Origin of the sequence: Thermaerobacter subterraneus DSM 13965 (assembly GCF_000183545.2) — a bacterium.
Classification (GTDB): domain Bacteria; phylum Bacillota; class Sulfobacillia; order Thermaerobacterales; family Thermaerobacteraceae; genus Thermaerobacter; species Thermaerobacter subterraneus.
Genome location: NZ_JH976535.1, coordinates 2,478,540 through 2,497,984 on the forward strand (window position 1 = coordinate 2,478,540; position 19,445 = coordinate 2,497,984).

General features: G+C 75.1%; 12 protein-coding genes and 2 rRNA genes. All 14 read right to left on the reverse strand.

Annotation, left to right across the window (positions count from 1 at the left end; translation table 11 throughout):
* Window positions 1–30: 30 nt before the first annotated feature.
* Window positions 31–1,200 carry a ribose 5-phosphate isomerase B gene (rpiB, locus tag THESUDRAFT_RS15195; protein ID WP_006904692.1) on the reverse strand — a complete coding sequence of 390 codons (1,170 nt, stop codon included), beginning with the start codon at window positions 1,198–1,200 and terminating at the stop codon, window positions 31–33.
* Window positions 1,169–2,548, reverse strand: coding sequence for an L-threonylcarbamoyladenylate synthase (locus THESUDRAFT_RS12485; RefSeq protein WP_169328718.1), 1,380 nt, complete (start codon window positions 2,546–2,548; stop codon window positions 1,169–1,171). Before THESUDRAFT_RS12485 ends, rpiB begins: the two co-directional genes overlap by 32 nt.
* Window positions 2,549–2,637: 89 nt before the next feature.
* A complete protein-coding gene (gene prmC / locus THESUDRAFT_RS10110; protein ID WP_006904694.1) occupies window positions 2,638–3,633 on the reverse strand; it encodes a peptide chain release factor N(5)-glutamine methyltransferase in 996 nt (331 codons plus the stop codon).
* A gap of 1 nt (window position 3,634) precedes the next feature.
* Complete coding sequence (gene prfA, locus THESUDRAFT_RS10115; protein ID WP_006904695.1) at window positions 3,635–4,804, reverse strand: peptide chain release factor 1; 1,170 nt, start codon at window positions 4,802–4,804, stop codon at window positions 3,635–3,637.
* Window positions 4,805–4,810: 6 nt separating this feature from the next.
* A complete protein-coding gene (locus THESUDRAFT_RS10120; protein WP_156821790.1) occupies window positions 4,811–5,923 on the reverse strand; it encodes a DUF1385 domain-containing protein in 1,113 nt (370 codons plus the stop codon).
* An 88-nt stretch (window positions 5,924–6,011) separates the two neighbouring features.
* Window positions 6,012–6,245, reverse strand: a complete 234-nt coding sequence (gene rpmE, locus THESUDRAFT_RS10125; RefSeq protein ID WP_006904697.1) for a 50S ribosomal protein L31 — start codon at window positions 6,243–6,245, stop codon at window positions 6,012–6,014.
* 161 nt (window positions 6,246–6,406) lie between these two features.
* Entirely contained in the window at window positions 6,407–7,255 is an 849-nt protein-coding gene (locus THESUDRAFT_RS15130) for a M23 family metallopeptidase (protein ID WP_006904698.1), read from the reverse strand.
* Between the two features lie 132 nt (window positions 7,256–7,387).
* Window positions 7,388–8,920: a transcription termination factor Rho gene (rho, locus tag THESUDRAFT_RS14705; RefSeq protein ID WP_341349097.1), complete on the reverse strand. Its 1,533-nt coding sequence runs from the start codon at window positions 8,918–8,920 to the stop codon at window positions 7,388–7,390.
* A gap of 1,764 nt (window positions 8,921–10,684) precedes the next feature.
* Window positions 10,685–11,350, reverse strand: coding sequence for a fructose-6-phosphate aldolase (gene fsa, locus THESUDRAFT_RS10140; protein ID WP_006904700.1), 666 nt, complete (start codon window positions 11,348–11,350; stop codon window positions 10,685–10,687).
* Window positions 11,351–11,688: 338 nt separating this feature from the next.
* A complete protein-coding gene (locus THESUDRAFT_RS15135) occupies window positions 11,689–15,393 on the reverse strand; it encodes a S8 family serine peptidase (protein ID WP_006904701.1) in 3,705 nt (1,234 codons plus the stop codon).
* Window positions 15,394–15,993: 600 nt separating this feature from the next.
* Window positions 15,994–17,688, reverse strand: coding sequence for a hypothetical protein (locus tag THESUDRAFT_RS10150; protein WP_006904702.1), 1,695 nt, complete (start codon window positions 17,686–17,688; stop codon window positions 15,994–15,996).
* Between the two features lie 519 nt (window positions 17,689–18,207).
* Window positions 18,208–19,056 carry a uridine kinase gene (gene udk, locus THESUDRAFT_RS10155; RefSeq protein ID WP_006904703.1) on the reverse strand — a complete coding sequence of 283 codons (849 nt, stop codon included), beginning with the start codon at window positions 19,054–19,056 and terminating at the stop codon, window positions 18,208–18,210.
* Between the two features lie 74 nt (window positions 19,057–19,130).
* Window positions 19,131–19,247, reverse strand: a 5S ribosomal RNA gene (gene rrf, locus THESUDRAFT_RS10160).
* Window positions 19,248–19,350: 103 nt separating this feature from the next.
* Window positions 19,351–19,445, reverse strand: a 23S ribosomal RNA gene (locus THESUDRAFT_RS10165); the annotation flags it as partial.

Below are 19,445 nucleotides of genomic sequence, written 5' to 3' on the forward strand. Positions count from 1 at the left end.
CCAGTCCTTCCCGCTCGAAACTGGTCACCGTTACATAGATTCGCGTTCCAGGGCAGCGATCTTGTCGAGCCGGCGCTGGTGGCGCCCGCCGGCGAAGGGCGTCTCGAGCCAGGTGGCCAGGATCTCCCGGGCCATCCCGGGGCCGATTACCCGCGCGCCCAGGGTCAGGACATTGCTGTCGTTGTCCTGCCGGGTCAGGCGAGCCGAGTAGGGCTCGGTGCAGCACGCGGCCCGGATGCCCGGCAGCTTGTTGGCCGCGATGGCCATGCCGATGCCCGTGCCGCAGATCAGCACCGCCCGGTCCGCCTCACCTTCCAGCACCTTCTGGCAGGCCGCCCGCGCGTAGTCGGGGTAGTCGCACGATTCCCGCTGGTGGGTGCCCACGTCGATGACCTCCAGGCCGCGTTCCTCCATGAAGGCGATGAGGTCCTGCTTGAGGTCGAACCCGGCGTGATCGCTGCCGATGGCGACCCGCAGGCGTCCCGATGCCCCCCGGGCTCCGCCGGCCTGGTCCGCGGCGCGTTCTTCCCTCCCGGTCACGGCGCGTTCCTCCTCCGTCCTGGTATGGAAAGCCATGCCCGCTCCGCCCCCGGCACTGGCGCCGGGGGCGGCTCCGGTGGCGGGGGAGACTCCGGTGGCGGGGGAGACGCCGGTGCCGGGGGCGCCGTCCACCGCGTCCACCGCCGGATCCGCAGCGGGCCCGGGCGAGCCTCCCCCCTGGGCAGCGTCCTGTAGCCCGGCAAGCCGCTGCGCCGCCATGGCCGCCTCCCGCCGCAACTGCCGGGCCAGGATCTGGTAGTCCGCCAGCCCCTGGCCAAAGGGGTCGGGCACATCGGCGTCGGGCAGGGAGGCGCCGGTCGCCCACTCCCGCCAGAGGGCGACCCGCGGCGCGATCCCGGGAAAGCGGCGGCGGAGTTCCTCCGCCTGGGAACGGGTCATGGCCAGGACCAGGCCGGCACCCTCCAGCAAATCCGGCGTCACGGGCTGGCTGCGGTGGTCTGCCAGGGACAGCCCGTCGCGAGCCACGGCCTCCCGGGCCTCGGCCGCCGCCGGGAGCCCCGGGACGGCATGGAGACCGGCCGACGCCACCTCCATGTCCTGCAGGCCCGCCTCCGCCAGGGCCTGCTTCAGGTACGCTGCGGCCATGGGACTCCGGCAGGTGTTACCGCTACAGACGACCAGCACCCTGCGGATGGTCATCGCCGGGCACCTCCCCTCCTGCCGCCGCCTTGCGCAACCGGTTCATCACGGCGCGCCCCAGCCCGTGCTCGGGCACCGCCAGGGCCAGCACCCGCGTCGCCCCCAGGGCGTCGGCGGCCCGCAGCGCGCGAAACAGGCGGCGCGCCTGCTGGTCGGGCCGGTGCCGGGATCCCAGGTCGAGGACCACCGGCCCCCGGGCGAAATCCCCCGCCCTTTCCCGGCCGGGACCCTCCGGGCCGCCGGGCTCCGTGGCACCGCCGGGGCCCGTGCCACCGCCGGGTGCAGAACCCGCCCCCGCGGCCGGCTCGCCGCCCGCCCGTCCCGCGGCGAAACCCGCAGCCTCACCGGTGGGATCCCCGCCGGCCCGCCGCGGGTCGCCTTCGCCTTCATCCAGCGGAACCCACCGGCCGCCCGCCCCCAGCTGTCCCAGCAACGCCTCCACGTCCTCGCGGCAGCCCACCAGGGCGACCCGCTGGCCTTCGGCCAGCCAGCGGCGGACGAGCACGGCCCCCGCGCCGGCATCGGGCGCCAGGGCCAAGGGCGCCTCCGGGGCGTAGTGCCGGTACTTCATCCCCGGTGCCGGCGCCGCCTCCCCGGCCGCCACCACCGGCGGCGCCGCCAGGGCCACCCCCAGCACGGCTTCCAGGTCCTCCGCGGGCACACCCCCCGGGCGCAGGAGCCTGGGAGGCCAAACGGTCACATCGACCACCGTGCTCTCGACCCCCACGGGTACAGGCCCCGCATCCAGCAGCATGTCCAGGTGGGGCCCCAGGTCGGCCCAGACGTCTTCGGCGCGGGTAGGGCTGGGTCGCCCCGAGCGGTTGGCACTGGGAGCCGCCACGGGGGTACCGGCCGCCGCGATGAGCGCCTGGGCCACCGGATGGGCAGGGCAGCGCACGGCCACCGTGGGCAGCCCGGCCCGCACCACCGCGGGCACGGCGGGGCCTGCCGGCAGCACCAGCGTCAGCGGGCCCGGCCAGAAGCGCTCCGCCAGCCGGCGGCCCGCCTCGGGCCAGGACGCCACCAGCTCGGGACCCGCCTGCTCGGGACCCGTCACGTGGACGATCAGCGGGTTGTCGGCGGGCCGTCCCTTGGCGGCAAAAATGCGGGCCACGGCACGGGGGTTGAGCGCATCGGCGCCCAGGCCGTACACCGTCTCCGTGGGAAAAGCCACCAGGCCCCCCTGGCGCAGGATGGCGCCGGCGCGGCGCACGGCGGCCTCGTCCTGGCGGGGGTCCGTCCCCAGGCGGACCCAGGCGGCGCCGGGGCCGGGACCGCCCTCCCGCCCGCCGGCCCGGCCGCTGGCGCCGGGGAGCCCACCTGCCGCCCTGGTCCCCTCACCGGCCAACCGGGACCGCGCCTGCGGCCCCGCCGCCCGGGCGGGCCGCCCGGTCTTCCGGCCCGGCGCGGCAGGCGGGGGATCGGCCGGCGGGCGGTTCAGGCCGTCCATTGTCCTGCCACCACCCGGGGGATGCCGGCCAGATCGGGCCACTGGCACAGGTTGCGGCAACCCACCGCGCCCAGCAGGTGACGGACGGCGGCGGCCTGCCCTGCCCCCACCTCCAGGAAGATCCAGCCCCCGGGCGCCAGCAGCCGGACGGCCCCGGGGATCAGCCGGTGGTACGCCTCCAGCCCCGTGGGCCCCGGGCATAGGGCCAGGTGGGGCTCGTAGCGGTAGACTTCCGCCTGGAGCTGGCGCAGGTCGCCGGAGGCGACGTACGGCGGATTGCTGGCCACGGCGGCCAGCTTGCCCGCCCAGCCGCCCGCCAGCAGGGGTTCGGCCCAGTCGCCCGCCCAGAACTGCATGCGCGCCGCCACCCCGTGGCGCGCCGCGTTATCCCGCGCCACCTTGAGGGCACGGGCCGAGCAATCGGTGACCAGCACCGTCCACAGGGGCCGCTCGGCCGCCAGGGTCACGCCGACGATGCCCGTCCCCGTGCCCAGGTCGGCCACCACCGCCGGTTCCGGTGACAGCGTGCGCAGGACCGCCTCCACCAGCACCTCCGTCTCCGGCCGCGGGATCAGGGTCGCGGGGGTGACGCGAAAGGGGCGGCCGAAGAACTCGGCCCGCTGCAGGATGTAGGCCACGGGTTCCCGCCGGGCGCGGCGCAGGACCCACTGGACGAACCGGGCCCAGGCGGCCGGCGGCAGCGGCGCCTCCGGTTCGGCCAGAAGGCGGGCGCCCGGCATGTCCATGGCGGCCCCCAAAAGCACCCGCGCCGAGGCCCTGGCCTCGTCCGGCGCCAGGCCCGCCTCCACCAGGAAGGCCCGGGCCCAGGCCAGCGCCTCGCCCACCCGGGCCGGACGCTCGGCGGGCAAGCCGGTGCCGGCCGGCCCCGCCCGGCGGGGAGCCGTGGCCGGGCCCGGCGTCGGCACCGAGCCGGAGGTGCCGCCGGGCGGCCGAGCGGCGGGTTCCTCCCAGAAACCCGGCATCTCAGCTCACCGCCTCGCCCAGGCGCACCTGCTCGTCGTGGGCGGCCAGGGCATCCAGGAGCTCGTCCAGGTCGCCGTCCATGACCTCCTGCAGGCGGTACAGGGTGAGGCCGATGCGGTGGTCGGTCACGCGGTTCTCACGGAAGTTGTAGGTGCGGATCTTCTCGCTGCGCTCGCCCGTCCCCACCTGGGAGCGCCGCTGCTGGGACAGCTCCTCCTGCTGCCGGCGGGTGTAGTAGTCCAGCAGCCGGGCACGCAGGATCTTCATCGCCCGGGCACGGTTCTTGTGCTGGGAGCGCTCGTCCTGGCAGGTCACCACGATCCCCGTGGGCTTGTGGGTGATGCGCACGGCCGACTCCGTCTTGTTCACGTGCTGCCCGCCGGGGCCGCTGGCGGCGAAGGTGTCGATCTCCAGGTCGTCGGGGTCGATCTGGACCTCCACCTCCTCGGCTTCGGGCAGCACGGCCACCGTGGCCGTGGAGGTGTGGATGCGGCCGCCGGCTTCGGTCACGGGAACCCGCTGGACCCGGTGGACGCCGCTTTCGTGCTTGAGGCGGCTGAAGGCGCCGCGGCCGCTGACGGCAAAGATGATCTCCTTGAACCCGCCCAGGTCGCTCTCGGTGGCGGCCATGATCTCGGTGCGCCAGCCCTGGCGCTCGGCATAGCGCTGGTACATGCGGAAGAGGTCGCCGGCGAAGAGCGCGGCTTCCTCGCCGCCGGTTCCGGCCCGGATCTCCATGATCACGTCCCGCTGGTCCCGGGGATCGCGGGGAAGGAGCAGGCCGCGCAAGGCCCGCTCCAGAGCCTGGCGCTCACCCTCCAGCCGCTCCACCTCGGCCGCCAGGTAGGCACGTTCGTCGGCCTCCTCGGCCTCCCGTAAGAGGGCCCGGGCGGCCTCCAGGTCCGCGGCCGCCTCCCGCCAGCGGCGATAGGCCTCGACCAGCGGCTCCAGCTCCGCCCGTTCCTGGGCCAGGGGCTGCCAGCGGCGGGGATCGGCGGCCACCGCCGGATCGGCCAGTTCCCGCTCCAGCTGGTCGAACCGGCCGAGGCGCGCCGCCAGCGCCTCCCGAAGGGCTCCCGGCAGCTCGGGAAGGGGCCCCGGCTCCGGGCCTTGGGCCGGGCCTTCACCCGGCGCGCCGTGCGCGTGGACGGAGTTGGACCTTTCGGCCATGCGGCGTCACCTCGAAGCAGGCGGAGGGAAGGCGGCAGCGCCGGGCGAGGCCGGCACCGGCACGGCTCCCGCCGGTGCCTGGGCCGGCTGGGCTGCCGCCGCGCCGGTAGCGGCACCGGGGCCGGCGGCCTGGGCGCGGCCGGCCGTGGTCGCGCCGGGCTCCCTTCCGGCGCGGGCCTGCAACCCCTCGCGGGGCAGGCAGGCCTTGAGGGCCGCCAGAGCCACCTCCAGCTGATCCAGGCTGGGCTCGGCCGTGGTCAGCCGCTGGAGCCACAGGCCGGGCGCCGACATCCAGCGGACCCAGGGGCTTGTGCTGCGGGCAGCCAGGAGAATCCATTCATAGGCCAGGCCGGCCACCACCGGCACCAGCGCCAGGCGCAACAGGGTCCGCTGCCAGAAGTCCGGCCAGCCGAACAGGGCGTGGACCAGCACGGCCGTCACGGCCACAAACAGCAGGAACGCGGTCCCGCAGCGCGGGTGGAAGCGGGAGAAGCCCTGCGCCACCTCGGGTTCCAGCGGCGCGCCGGCTTCCAGGGCATGGATGGCCTTGTGCTCAGCCCCGTGGTACTGGTAGACCCGCTGGATGTCGGGAAGGCGCCCGATGGCCGCCATGTAACCCAAAAGCAGAACCAGCCGGACGGCACCTTCCACCAGGTTGCGGGCGAGCTCGCCGGTGGCCATCGCCGTGGCCACCCAGGTGGGGACCAGCACGAACAGGCCGAGCCCCAGGGCCAGGGCCAGGACGTTCACCACCGTCACCCAGCGGTCGCCGGGCGGCACGCCCGCGTCCCGGGCCGGCACCTCCCGGCCGTGACGGCCCGCCGGGTGGTCGAGCCCCTGCGTCCCCCCGCGGGCCGCCCCGCCGGCCGGTTCTTCCGCCAGCCGGGCCGACTCGTTGAGGACCTGGATGCCCACCACCAGGGCCTCGGCCAGGGCGGCGATGCCGCGCAGGAAAGGCCAGCCCAGCCAGGACCGGCGGGCGGTGTAGGCGGTATGGGGCCGGACGGTGACGTGGATGCTCCCGTCAGGCCGCCGGACGGCCAGGGCCAGGCGCCCGGCGCCGCGCATCATCACACCCTCGATCACCGCCTGGCCACCGAAGCGGTTGCGCCAGTCCATGCCCATCGCCCTTTCCGCGGGCCCCCGGCCACCCGGTCAGCCAACCTGCCAGCGCCGGTGGGGAACCGGCCGGGCCGGGCCCCGGCCGTCAGCGGCCGCCCGCGCCCGCCTGCTGCTCCTGGCGGAACCGCTCGTACTTCTGGCGGAACCGGTCGACGCGGCCGCCGGTGTCGACGATGCGCTGCGTGCCCGTGTAGAAGGGGTGGCACTGGGCGCAGACGTCGACCCGCAGGTTCTCCCGGGTCGAACCCACCTCGTACACGGCCCCGCAGGCGCAGGTAATCACCGTCCGCTTGTATTCAGGATGGATGCCCGGCTTCATATCCCTTCACCTCATCGCGGCGGGATGCCATCGCCCGCACAAGATGGCCGGACCGCTGGCGCGGTTCCGGCTCGAATGCACCCAACCATTATACCAGCTTTGCCGGGCCGTTGCCCTTTTGCCTGGGCCACGGCCGCCCGCCCCGCGGCCCGGCGCCCGCCTCACGATCCGCCCCGCGCCCCGGCTCCCGTCCCCGGCCTGGTTTCCCGGCTTCCGGGCAGGGCCGGCGAAGGCCGGTACCAGCGGGGGTCGAGCCAGGCCAGGGGATCGAAGAACCCACCGTCGGCCCGCACCTCCAGATGGAGGTGCGGGCCGGTGGCGTTGCCCGTGGCGCCGGCCCACCCCAGCAGCTGGCCCCTGGTCACCTTCTGGCCGGGTTCGACCGCCAGGGACTCCAGGTGGCCGTAGAGGGTCGACCAGCCGCCGGGATGGACCACTTCCACCGCCAGGCCGTAATCGCCGCGCCAGCCGGCCTGCCGCACCTGCCCCGCCCAGACCGCCCGCACCGGCGTGCCGGCCGGGACCGCCAGGTCGACCCCATGGTGCCAGCGCCCCTCCCGGGGGCCGAAGAGGGAGGTGATGGTGGCGACCCCTTCCACGGGAGGGTGCCACCACCGGCCGGGCGGAATGGCCGGCTGGCCGGGTGGGCTGCCGGCGGTCGACCCGGGGGCCTGGGCCGTCCCCGCCGCGGCGGAAGGCCCGGCCCCGCCGGCCGCCGGGGCGGGCGACCCGGGCGCCTTCGCCTCCTGGCCGGCTCCACCGGCGCCGGCCCGCCCGGCTCCGCCCTCGCCGTGCGCCTGGGGGCCGCCGGCCTCCTGGAGACCGGACCGGGACCCCAGCCACCGGCCGGCCAGGGCATCGAGCCCGGCCGCCCAGGCGGGCTTGTCCAGGGACTGGGGCCGTCCCGGGGCCGGGTCCGCCCGTCCGGACCCCCAGGCCATCACCATCCCGAGCCATGCGGCGAGCAGGAGCGCATTGATGCGGTTGAGCCAGCGGCTCAGGTTGGCCAAAGGACACCACCTCGTGGGCCGTCTCGTGGACCGACCAGGCACGAGGTGGAGTTTGGCTGGAACCTACCGAAGGTATGCAGCCCGTCCCGGAGCCTGCCCGAGGGCCTGGTCCCCGCCCCCGCCGGCACCGGCCTAGCTGCGGTGCTCCTTGATCTGGGCGATGAACTCGGCGTTGGAACGGGTCTTGCGCATCCGCTCGATCAGCTTCTCCAGGATGTCGGCCGGATCGCGGTCGCCCATGGACCGGCGCAGGGCCCACATGATCTCCTGCTCGTCCTTGCTGAGGAGCAGCTCTTCCCGCCGGGTGCCCGAGCGCTTGATGTCGATGGCCGGGAAGATGCGCCGCTCGGCCAGGCGCCGGTCCAGGTGCAGCTCCATGTTGCCCGTGCCCTTGAACTCCTCGTAGATCACGTCGTCCATCTTGCTGCCGGTGTCGATGAGGGCCGTGGCGATGATGGTCAGGCTGCCGCCCTCCTCGATGTTGCGGGCCGCCCCGAAGAACCGCTTCGGCTTGTAGAAGGCGGCGGGGTCGAGACCGCCCGACAGGGTGCGGCCGCTGGGCGGCGTGACCAGGTTGTGCGCCCGGGTGAGCCGGGTCAGGCTGTCCAGCAGGATCACCACGTCGCGGCCGTGTTCGACCAGGCGCTTCGCCCGCTCCAGCACCATGTCGGCCAGCTTGACGTGATTCTCCGGCGTCTGGTCGAAGGTCGAACTCAGCACCTCGCCCCGCACCGACCGCTCCATGTCGGTGACCTCTTCCGGCCGCTCGTCGATGAGCACCACCATCAGGGCCACGTCGGGGTAGTTGAAGGCGATGCCGTTGGCGATCTGCTTGAGCAGGATCGTCTTGCCGGCCTTGGGCGGGGCCACGATCAGGCCGCGCTGGCCCTTGCCGATGGGCGCCACCAGGTCGATCAGCCGCTGGGCGATGCTGCCGTTGGGCGTCTCCAGGGTCAGCCGCTCGTTGGGGAAGATAGGCGTCAAGCCCTCGAAGTGCAGCCGGTCCCGGGCCAGCTCCGCGTCCACGCCGTTGACCGCCTCGACCCGCAGCAGGGCGAAGTAGCGCTCGTTGTCCTTGGGCGGTCGCGCCTGGCCGGACACCATGTCGCCGGGCCGCAGGTCGAAGCGCCGGATCTGCGACGGCGAGACGTAGATGTCCTCCTTGCTGGGCAGGTAGTTGACCGGCCGGAGGAACCCGAACCCCTCGGGCATGATGTCCAGCAGGCCCTCGGCCCAGAGCAGGCCGTCCTTCTCCGTGCGCGCCTTGGCGATCTCGAAGATCAGCTCCTGCTTGCGCATGGAGCTGTAGTACGGGATCTCCAGCTGGCGGGCCAGGGCGTAGAGCTCCTTGAGGGGCATCTGCTCCATCTCGCGTATGTCCGGACGGCCGCCGTTACCCTGACGAACCCGGCCGGGTCCCTGCGGGCGCCCCCCGCGGGACGCCGCCTCGCCGCCGGCAGAACCGGCCCCGCCGGGCCCGGCCGCCGGTGCGCCGGGTGCTCCCGGGAGGACGGTGTCCACCCCCGGCTCGGCCACGGCACCATAGGTCCCCTGGCCCGGCCCGCCGGCGCCCGGCTGGACCCCTTCCGCCACGGGGTGCGCGGCAGGGTACAGCCCGGGGCGCTCCCCGGACGCCGCCGGCTCCGCCGGCATCGCTGCTGGCACCTGGAACCCTCCTTCACGGGCTTCCCACCGGGCCACCACCCCCGGACGATGCCCCGCGGCGGTCCCCCGTTGCCACCCGTTGCCCGGGCGGCCGGGACCGGCCGCCTCCGCCCCGTTGGGACGGGCTGGGGCTCCACCCCGGTAACGGCCCTCGACCCGCTCGGGCCCGGCCGATCGCGGCCGCGGCTCCCCGCGCTGCGGCTCCGGCAGCCGGGTTTGGGCACGCGGGCGGGCGTCCGTCCGGCCCGGCTCGGCCGGCCGGCTCAGCAACTGGGGCACCCCCGGCACCTGGGACGAGGAGGCCGCCTCCGGCCGGCGGGTGGCCGGTGCCGGCTGGTTGGACGGCCCGGCAGGCACCGCCGGTGCGGCGGGGGCCACGGGCTCGGGGCCGGCGGGGGAGGCGGGCTCCTCCACTGGGGAGCGGGCCGCCGGCGCGGCTGCAGCCACGGGAGGCGACGGGTCGGGCCGCCGCCCACCTTCGCCCACCTGCGGCCCGCCGGGCTCCTGGCCGGTGCCGGTCTCCGCAGGCCGGGGGGCCGCCGCTTCCGCTGCAGCGGAAGGCGCCGGCCCGGCACCCGCAGTGGCCGCCGGTGCCGTACTCGCATCCGGCGCGGCCGGCGTGCCCGGTGCATCCGCCCCGTCGACAGCGCCGGGGATGGCCCGGGAGGTTCCATGGCCCGCAACGGCTTCACCACCCGGGGTATCCGGGGCGCCTGCGCCACCCGCCCTGGCGATCCCTTCCGCCGGGGCCTCCTGGACGGGTTGACCTGCCGGTTCCGCGGTGGCGTTCCGGGACGCGGTGCGGCCTCTCCGTCCCCGCCGCGTTGCAGAGCGCGGGGCAACGGTCGCTCCATCCGGCCCGGCCTTGGCATCACCTTCTTCATCCTGGGCGGCGGTTGGCGGTTCGTCCGGCACGGAAAGGCTCCCGTCATGCAGGGAGGAGGTCGGCGCAGCAGGGGAAGCCGGGGCGGCGGCTGCCATGGTCTCGCCGGGTCCGGCCGGGGGCTCTACAGCGGCTGTGCCCGCCGCTTCCGTCGCGGTCGCTTCGGCCGTGGCCGCCTGTCGGCGGGATCGCCGGGCTCCCGTGGTGCCCGTGCGGCGCCGGCGGGTACGGGTGGACGAAGTCGCCGCCTCTTCGGCGGAAGGACCGCTCTCGCCCCCGTCGCGGGCGGCGCCGGAGGCACCGGCTCCGGCGTCCTCGCCGCCGGGAGCGGGGATGGTCGCGGCAGTCCCGGGAGTCCCGCCGGTTCCGCCGGCTCCGGCCGGCGGTGAGGGCTCCGACGGGGTGGCGGCCGGTTCTTCTAGCATGGGACCTGCCTCACTTTTTCGGGTCTCGGCGCCGGCCGCGCCCCCTTCGGGCTGGGCGGCCTCAGCCGCTGCTTTTCGCGTGCGTGAACCTCGCGCCCGTCCGGAACGGGAGCGCGACGCGGTGTGGGATTCGGTTGTGTCCGGCAAAGAGGTCACCTTCCCTTAGGCGGGCATGTACCCTCGCTGGCGAGTTTGGCGCTGCGTCTGGGGGAGGAGGAGGCCAACCATAAGGATTGCGTCGGTGGTAAAAGGCTATGCGCCTGGCGAGGCGCCATCACCGCTGGTGTGCGGTGGCAGTATAGCAGGCGGCGGAGTCGCCGTCAAGGCAAGGCACGAGCGCCAGGGGGCGCCCGGACCGGCCCCCTGGGCCCTCCGGGGCCCGCGGTCGCCTCTGGCCCCGCGGACCCTGGCCCCCGGTCCCTCGGGGCCCCTGGGCCCCGCCGGCCCTCCGGGCGCTCAGGCCGGCGCTGCCGCGCGTGCCTGCTGAGCGGCTTGCCAGTCGGCCAGGAAGCGCTCGAGGCCTGCATCGGTCAGGGGATGGCGCATCAGTTGCTCCAGCACCGCCATGGGCATGGTGGCGACGTCGGCCCCCACCCGTGCCGCCGCAATCACGTGCCGCGGGTGGCGGATGCTGGCCGCCAGAACCCGCGCCGGCAGGCGGTGGGTACGGAAGATCTCCACGATCTCGGCCACCAGGCCGATGCCGTCTTCCCCGATGTCGTCCAGCCGGCCCACGAAGGGGCTGACGAAGCTCGCCCCCGCCCGGGCGGCCAGCAGCGCCTGCCCCGGCTGGAAGACCAGGGTGACGTTGACCCGGATCCCCTCCCGGCTCAGCCGGTGGGTCGCCTCCAGGCCCGCCGCCGTCATGGGGATCTTGACGACGATATTGTCGGCCAGGGACGCCAGGTGCCGCCCTTCCCGCACCATGCCGTCGACGTCGGTGGCGATGACCTCGGCGCTGATAGGGCCGGGGATCAGTCCGGCGATGGTGCGAAGGATGGTTTCCGGATCCCCACCGGCTCGTGCCATCAAGGTGGGGTTGGTGGTCACCCCCGTCACCACGCCCCAGGCCGCAGCCCGGCGCACCTCATCCACCTGGGCGGTGTCGAGAAACAGTTCCATGGCCCATCGCTCCTCTGGCAGTAAGAGTTTCGGGGGGAAGCGGCCCGCTTCCTGCCCCGGGCCTGCCGCCCGCCTCCTGCCCCGGGCCGCCCGGACACCCAGCCCGCCCTCAGGCAAGCAGGTTTCCGGCAGGCGAACCCTGGCCTCAGCCCCCGGCCGGCAGTTTCCGGGCTGGCCGCCCTTGACCGCTCTGGCCGCCCTTGACCGCGGGCTGGCGGTCCGCGGTCCTTGGCTTCGGACCGGCGGCCCCCAGCCCTGGTGGGCGGTCGCCGCCAGCGGGGCACCCCCGGCGGCCGGCCCGAGGCGGGCGGTGCTGGCCCTGGGCCGCCGGCCCTGTCCTAGGATGCGGGCGGAAGGGGAACAACCTGCACGCTCTCCTCCCCTGCCCCCAGCACCCGCACCACCAGCCCGCTGCTGCGCCCGTCCCAGGCCAGGGTCACCTGGCCTCCCGCGGTGGTATACAGGCGCCCCTGGACGATGAGGCTGGCATCCCGCAGCCGCCCGTCGGTTCGGTCCCGCACCTGTAGGGTGATGCGGGCCGGCACGCCCGGCGACAGGGGCGGGACCAGGGCGGTGACCACCAGCCGCGGCGGGCCGCGGCGCACCCGTACGGGAAGCGGCGCGCCGACGGCCCCGGCCTCGTCCAGCAGCACCAGGTAACCCTGCGGTTCACCGGTGCCCGGCGGCACGTCGAGGAGCGCCATGATCCGGGCCGGCTGGCCGGCCGCCAGTTCCACCGAGCCGGCGGAGACCCGGATGCCGCCCCCGTCGCGGAACCGGCGCAGCACCAGCGGGATGGCCAGGGGCCCGGCGTCCCGGTCCAGCGGCTCGTCCCAGGAGGGCGCGCCCGCGCCGGTGGGCTCGAGTTCCACCACGGCATAATAGCGGCCCGGGGGCGGGTCGGCCACCACCGCCACCGGCTCGCCCCGGCCGTCCCCCACCGGTTCGGCCGCGCCGCCCTCCACCCGGTACAGGTAGAGGCGGGGCCGCCAACCGGCGCGGGGCACCGGTCCCGCCTGCACTTCCAACAGCGCGGTACCGGTCGGGACGTCGAAACCGTAGGGCTGGGGCTCACCGGCCAGCACCATCACCTGGGCCCGTTCCTCCGCCATGGCCGCCGGCTGCGCGGCGCTTGCGGTTTCGCCGGCAGCCGGGCCCGGCGCGCCGCCGACCGTTTGCTCCGTCGCGGACGACGGGCCGGGCGGCAGTTGCCGCGCCGCCTCCGGCCGGTTCCCCTCGACCGGGCGGGCGGTCGTCTCCACCGGCACATCCCAGCCCATGCCCGCAACCCGGCCTCGCACAGCGCGGCCGTAGGGCACCAGGGTGACGCCGGCCCACAGCCTTCCCCCCTGGGCGCCCGGAGCCCGGACCTCCAGCTCCCGCGGCTCCCAGGCCACCCCCTGGGCCGTCACCGTCACCCGGAAGCTGCTGGCCCGGCGGTCGAAGGCCACCGGCGACAGGGTCGAGAAGAACAGGTCCACCTCCCAGACCCCCGGTTCGGGCGACGGAATCTCCACCGTCCAGTCGGGCAGTTCGGGCCCGCCGATCAACCGGCCCGTGTCCCGGGCGCTGTCCCGCACCAGGCGCCCCCCCGGGGCGTAAACCCAGGCGTTGAGGCTGCCGCCTTCCTGTTCCGCGGCCGCCCCTTCCGCACCGTCCCCCGGCCGGTCGACGCGCACCACCAGGCGCGTGACGCCGGGCGGCACCTCCACGAACACTCGTTCGATCTGGCCCCGGCCCACCTGGCCGGTCACTTCCAGGCCGTCACCATCCAGGAGATAGGGTCGCACGAAGGTCTGGAGGAACCCGGCCGGCAGGGACGGTCCGCCCTCCAGCCGGACAAGGGCGGAATAAAGCCCCGGCCGGCCCGGCAGGTCGTACTGCGCGGGCAGGTAGATGCCGTCACCGCCGGGGTAGGGCATGGGGCCGGGGAAACGGGCCCAGGGAGGCGTCCCCGTCCACCGCCCGGTCACCGGCTGCCCCCCGCCGTGGCCCACCGCCAGGGTGAGCACCCCCGGCGCCGCCCCTTCCCAGACCACGCCCCGGTACGGGCGTCCCCGGTGAAGCCACGTGATGGACCATCCGGTGCCGGAAGGAGGACCTGCCTCGCCACCGCCGACGGCCCTCCGGCGCTCCGCCAGGCGCTCGACGGCCGCCGCCGCCTCCGGGACGCCGAACCCCTGCACCGCCGCCGGCACTCCCGGGAGGGGGCGGGCGGAGGCCTGGAGCACGGGCGCCAGGGCAGCCGCCGGCCACTGCGGTGCCTCTCTCCGGGCATGCTCGAGCAGTAGAGCCGCCAGCCCGGCGATGTAAGGGACGGCCACACTGGTGCCCTCGTCGGGGGCCAGGCCTCCGGGCCAGAGCTCCTCCTGCCAGGCGGGAACCAGGGTGTAGGTGACGCCAGGTCCCACCAGGGAGGGGGACGGCGTCCCATCGCGGGCAGGCCCGGCGGCGCTGTAGGGCAGCAGGCGCTCCCCGGCGGGGTCGCCCAGCAGGTCGGCCGCCGCGCCCGGCAGGAAGGCCCCCACCACCAGCCCCGCATCGGCGGGCAGGGCCAGAGCCGTGTGGAGGCCCGGCCCGCCATTGCCCGCGGCCAGCACCGGCAGCACGCCCCGGGCCATGGCCTGGCGGAGGACCCGCTCCGTCACCGCCAGCTCCTCGCCCGGGGTCTGGCTCTCGGCGCTGAGGCTGATGATGTCCGCTCCCTGCGCCACGGCGTAGTCCACGGCGGCCAGGATCTGGCTCCAGTCTCCCTGACCGCGGCTGCCCAGGGCCTTGAGCACCATCAGGCCGGTGCCGGGGGCGACTCCCTGATAAGCCGTCCCCGCCGCCGCCAGAATGGACGCCATCCGGGTGCCGTGGCCGTTGGCGTCGAAACCGAAATTCACCAGGATCCCACCGGGGTCGGCGGCCGTCACCACCAGGGCCGTGCCACCGTCCCCGCCCTGCACCGCGGCCTGGCCGGAAGGCTGCGCCGGCGCCAGCCAGGCAACCGGTCCTCCGGCCGCCAGCGGCCAAAGGACCGTCTCCTCCGCCAGGTTCAGGTCCTGATCGCTGTCGATCTGCACCGCAGGCCCTTGCACCGCAGGACCATGCACCGCCGGGCTGCTGGTCCCGCCCGCCCCGCCGGCAGTTCCCTCGCCAGGGGCCGGGGTGGCCGCCCCTCGCCCGGATTCCTGCCGCGCTTCAACTCCACCATCGACGGCCGCACCGGTCCCGGGGTGATCCCCGCCGGGTACCGGCACGCGGTCACCGCGCCAGGGGTAGGCCACCACCAGCCACCGGTCGCGGGCCGTGCCGTTGCCGTTCAGGTCGGTGCCGCCGGGCCCCACGTTCGCCTCGTCCAGCCAGCCCAGGCGCACCTCCGTGCCGGCGGCCCAGGCGGGCAGCCGGACCTGCAGGTTCCCCCAGCGCAGGGTTGCGCCGTCCCCGCCTGCCCGGCCGGCCCGCGCCGTACCCGTCAAAAAGACGTCCCCTTCGGCCGCCCAGGCCGGGTTCTGCCCCTGCTGGAGCACTGCCTCCCCGGCGGCCCGGGCGCGCTCCACCCGCTGGACGAAAGGCACCGCCGAGGTGAAATCCACGTAGTCCACCAGGTGGCGCTGGAACGCCGGCAGGCCGGGGTCGACCCCGGTGTCGATCACCGCCACCCGGACGCCGCGGCCCGTCACGCCGTGGACGGAGCGCAGGGCCGGGGCACCCAGCACCTCCTGGTTGGCCTGGTGCAGGGCCCGCTCAAACGAGGTCGAACCGGTCCCGGTCTCCGGCCCCGGCGACGGTGCGCTGGGCACCGCCACCCCTGCCCGGCGGGCCACCTCAATGGCCTCCACCAGGGGCAACAGCCGGGGAACCACCGCCGCCGGGACCCGCGCAGCCAGAACCGGTGTGGCCCGGCCTGTCCAGAGCACCTGCCCCCCGCCCTGGACGATCCATCGCTCCAACTCGGCCCTCCGCCCGGCCCGGGGGGAGAGGGTCAGCGCCACCTGGCCGCCGCGGGCCAGGGCCTCGAGCCACTGGGCCCGCGCCCCCTCCGACCAGCCGGCCACGGTGCCGGTGGCCCCTGTCCCGTCCCCGGCCCGAGGCGGATGCCCGGCTTCGGGCGTGAGCACCACTGGCGAAGGGGTGCGGGGTCCCGGCTCTGCCGGTCCGGGGGTCCCGGAACCGGAGGGGTGCGGGCCGGCCGCAGCAGCCTGGACGGGTGCCGGCTCGCCTGCCCACGGCGCCGCCGGAGCGGCTTGCAGCAGCACCCACGGGGCCGCCGGAACGGCTTGCAGCAGCGTGAGCCCTGCCAGCAGAAGGGCCAGCAGGGCATGCCCCACACCCCGGCGCGCGGCTTTGGGGCCGCAGCCGGAACCCGCCCGGCGAAGGGCAGCAGCACCGCCACCGGGTCCACGAACCCTGTGCTGTCGTTCGGTCATGGCCTGGGCTTCAACCCCCGACGCCGTGGATTCGCCCCCCGGCGGGCGGACAACCTGCGCCCCTCCCCTGCGGTCGGGTCCCGGGCAGTGCGGCCCCTGGTATTGCGGCCCTGCCCTTGCGTGCCCCGGGGTGCTGCGCCTCCACCGGCATTGCGCGTGGCATGGCGCGGCCCCGGCCTTGCGCGGCCCGTCGCGTTGGCGTGCCCCTGCCTGGCGCGCCACCCGGCATCAGGCGCCACCCGGCGGCAGTTCGTCCGGCCCGGTGCGCCCCTCGACGTAGGATGCCAGGCTGGGGGCCTCGAGGGCCAGCCAGACCCCATCACCGGGCCTCAGGTCGGCCAGGCGTGCCCCGACACCGTCGCGCAGGATGACGGCGTCGGTGCCGATCACCCAGCGGCCTGTCCCGCTGCCGGTCCGCACGGTGACGACACCACGCAGCAGGTCCACCGCGACCACCTGCCCCCGGACGGCAATCCGGGCGGCCCTGAGCTGGCGCACTGCCCCGGTGGCGCGCCGCAGGGTCACGCTCACCCGGTCCCCCGGGCGCAGCGCCGCCAGGATGCCGGCCCGGCCGTTCACCTGGACGGTCGCCCCCGGCTCCACCTGGAGCGCCACCCGCACCGCCGGGCCGGGCGCACCGGGGGCGTCCTGGCCCTCCTCTGCCCCCCGTCCCGCCAGGCTGGCGCCCGGGACTGGTGCGGAGGCGCCAGCGACTGCGCCCGGGCCCGGCTCTACCGTTGCCCGGCCGGAAGCGGCCCGGTCGCCCCCTGTGCCGGCCGCCGGTGGCACGTTGCGCTCCGGCGCATCCCCTGGCCCGGGCACCTGCCAGGGCGCCGGCGGCCTCCCGGCAGCAGGCGCGGGCGGGGTCGACCCCGGCTCGTTCCCTGGAGGGGCCGGCGCCCATCCCGCCAGGACCAGCACCAGGTGGTGCCGGCGCCAGTCCACTCGGTCGACCGTTCCTTGCAGGATCCAGCGATACCCCTCGACATAGGCCACCGCGGTCGAGGGCGCGCCGGCGGGCTTGCCGTCCGGGGGAGGTGGGAGGCTGCCATCGGGGCCGGGGGGAGACTCCACCCAGCGGATCTCGTCGCCCGGCCGCAGATCGTCCAGCCGCGCCGTGCGCCCGTTGAGGTAGACCGCCGCCTGCCCGTCCAGGACCAGGATGCGGCGGAGATCGCCCTGGGTCACTTCGATCCAGCCGTGCCCGGCATCCAGCCTGACCACGGTGCCTTCCCCGTCAAAAAGCATCCCAGCCCGCTCCACCAGGCCCAAGAACCACGGCAATGCCTCGGCCAGCGTCACCCCCGCCGCGGGGTGGGACATCGCCCTTTCACCGGACCCCTGTCCCGCCAGGACCCGCGCCTCCACCTCGCCCAGGTCGCGCGCCTGCAGCGGCAGCACGCCCCCGGCCGGCCGTCCCGGCCGCTCCTCCCCCGGTTGCCCAGGCGGGTTGCCTCCCGGCCGCCCTTCGGGCTGTCCCGACGGGTGTCCCGCCTGCGCTCCCTGGGGCCGCCCTGCTGGCTGCCCGTCCATCACCCCCGCCGGCACCTGGTCCCCACCACCGGCGGGGGTACTGCCCCCTGAGGTGCCGGCGCCCCCGGGCGCCCACTCGGGTGGAACCCAGCCCAGGGCCACGGCCATGGACAGCGCCGCCTGTGCAGACAGGGAAGGCGGCGCCGGCCTTACCAGGGCCGTTACCAGCCAGCGCGCCAGTTCCTCCCGGGTGACGGGCCGTGTCCAGGGCCCCTGAGGTTCGGGCCAGCGGCGCGCCCGCCACAGGGCACGGGCGGCCTCGAGGGCGCCGGTGTCCTGCCGCGCGGTCTCCTCGCCGCCCGGCGCGCTGCCGGTGCCGGGCGCCGGGGACCGGTTCGGATGATCGCCCTGCTCTGGGGCGGCCGGCCCGCTCGGGTCCGCCAGGACCACGGCGGTCGCAAGTTCCGCCCCGGTTCCCGGGCCGGGCCCCTGCGTGGTGACGGATCCCGCACCGGGATCGGGCCGGCCGCCCGTACCGAGACGGGCCTCGGGGGTGGTGCGGGGCCGGCCTCCGGGTCCAGCCTCGGCCGGGCCAGCCCCGCCGGAGGCGGCGGGCGGCCCGGACGCCGCTTCCACGGGGCCGGGTCGCCCAGCGCCTGGCGCCCATGGCAGCACAAGACCCAGAAGAAGGAGGCTGATTACGGCTGCCGTGCCACCTCGGGTCCGCCACCGGCAGCGACGAGGGGTCCCTTCCCTGACCATGCCATCATCACCATGCCATCATCGGCCTCCCCATTTGACGGGAGCACCACCATCCCTGCCGTTCGACAGCCTACCGGCCGGAGACTTCCGGGCGAGGTCCCCGATGAGGAGTTCAAACGGGGGACGGGACTGCGGAGTACCGGCGAGAGCTCGCTCGGCCAGCCTGCCACCGCTGCCGCCCGGTGCGCCGCCGGACCGGGGGAAGCCTCATGGTGCCGGCGGGGCGGGCGCAGGGTCATCAGCCCGGGCGCCGGTTGTGACGGGGGTGGGAGCAGCCGGGGCAACGACAGCCTTGCGCCGCCGCTTGCGCCTTCTCCGCTTGCGGGCCTTGTGTGTCGTGCCGTCTCCTTCGACGGCAGTGCCAGGGCTCCGCCCGGCCTCCACGCCCGCCAGGCTTGACGGTGCCGCCGGCAGTCGCGCACCGGTCTGCAGGGCCGCCGCCTGCGAGCCCAGTGCCGCCCGGATGCGCGCCAGCAGGACGTCGACGGCCACGCGGTTGAAACCGCCCTCGGGGATGATGAGGTCGGCATAGCGCTTGCTTGGTTCGACGAACTGCTCGTGCATCGGCTTGACGGTCTCCAGGTACTGGCTGATCACCGACTCCATGGTGCGGCCGCGCTTCTCGATGTCCCGCACCAGCCGGCGCAGGATCCGCACGTCGGCATCCGTATCCACGAAGATCTTGATGTCCATCAACGAGCGCAGTGTCTCGTCGGCCAGCACCAGGATCCCTTCGACAACGATCACGTCTCGCGGCTCGACCCGGACCGTCCGCCGGTCGCGCAGGTGCTGGGTGAAGTCGTATACGGGCCGGCGAATGGGCAGGCCCCGCCGCAGTTCCTTCAGGTGCCGGATCAGCAGCGGCGTATCAAAGGCGAGGGGATGGTCGTAGTTCAGCCGCGCCCGTTCCTCGAAGGGAAGATCCCGGCGGTCCAGGTAGTAGGCGTCCTGGGGCAGCACGGCCACCCGCCCCGGGAGATGTTCCACGATGCGGCGCACCAGCGTGCTCTTGCCCGAGCCGGTGCCGCCGGCGATGCCAATGACCACCGCTGCCATCAGCGGTCCCTCCTGATCCCCTCGATCATAAACAAAATGGCCCCGCGCGCGAAGGCGCGGAGCCTGAAAGATTGTTCCGGCGGCGACCTACTCTCCCGGGCGGTGGCCCGCCCAGTACCATTGGCGCTGGAGGGCTTAACGGCCGTGTTCGGGATGGGAACGGGTGGGACCCCTCCGCTATGGCCACCGGAACGGTGGGGGGTTTTGCCCCTTGAGAGCGGCACAGGGGAAGCGGAGCGTGGGTGAGGCGGGAGCGGAGCAACGCTTGGCGATGGGCGGGGGGTGGAGGGATGAAGGGAGAAGGCCTCGACCGATTAGTACCGGTCGCTGAAGACCTTGCGGTCCTTACACGCCCGGCCTATCGACCTGGTGATCCACCAGGGGTCTTA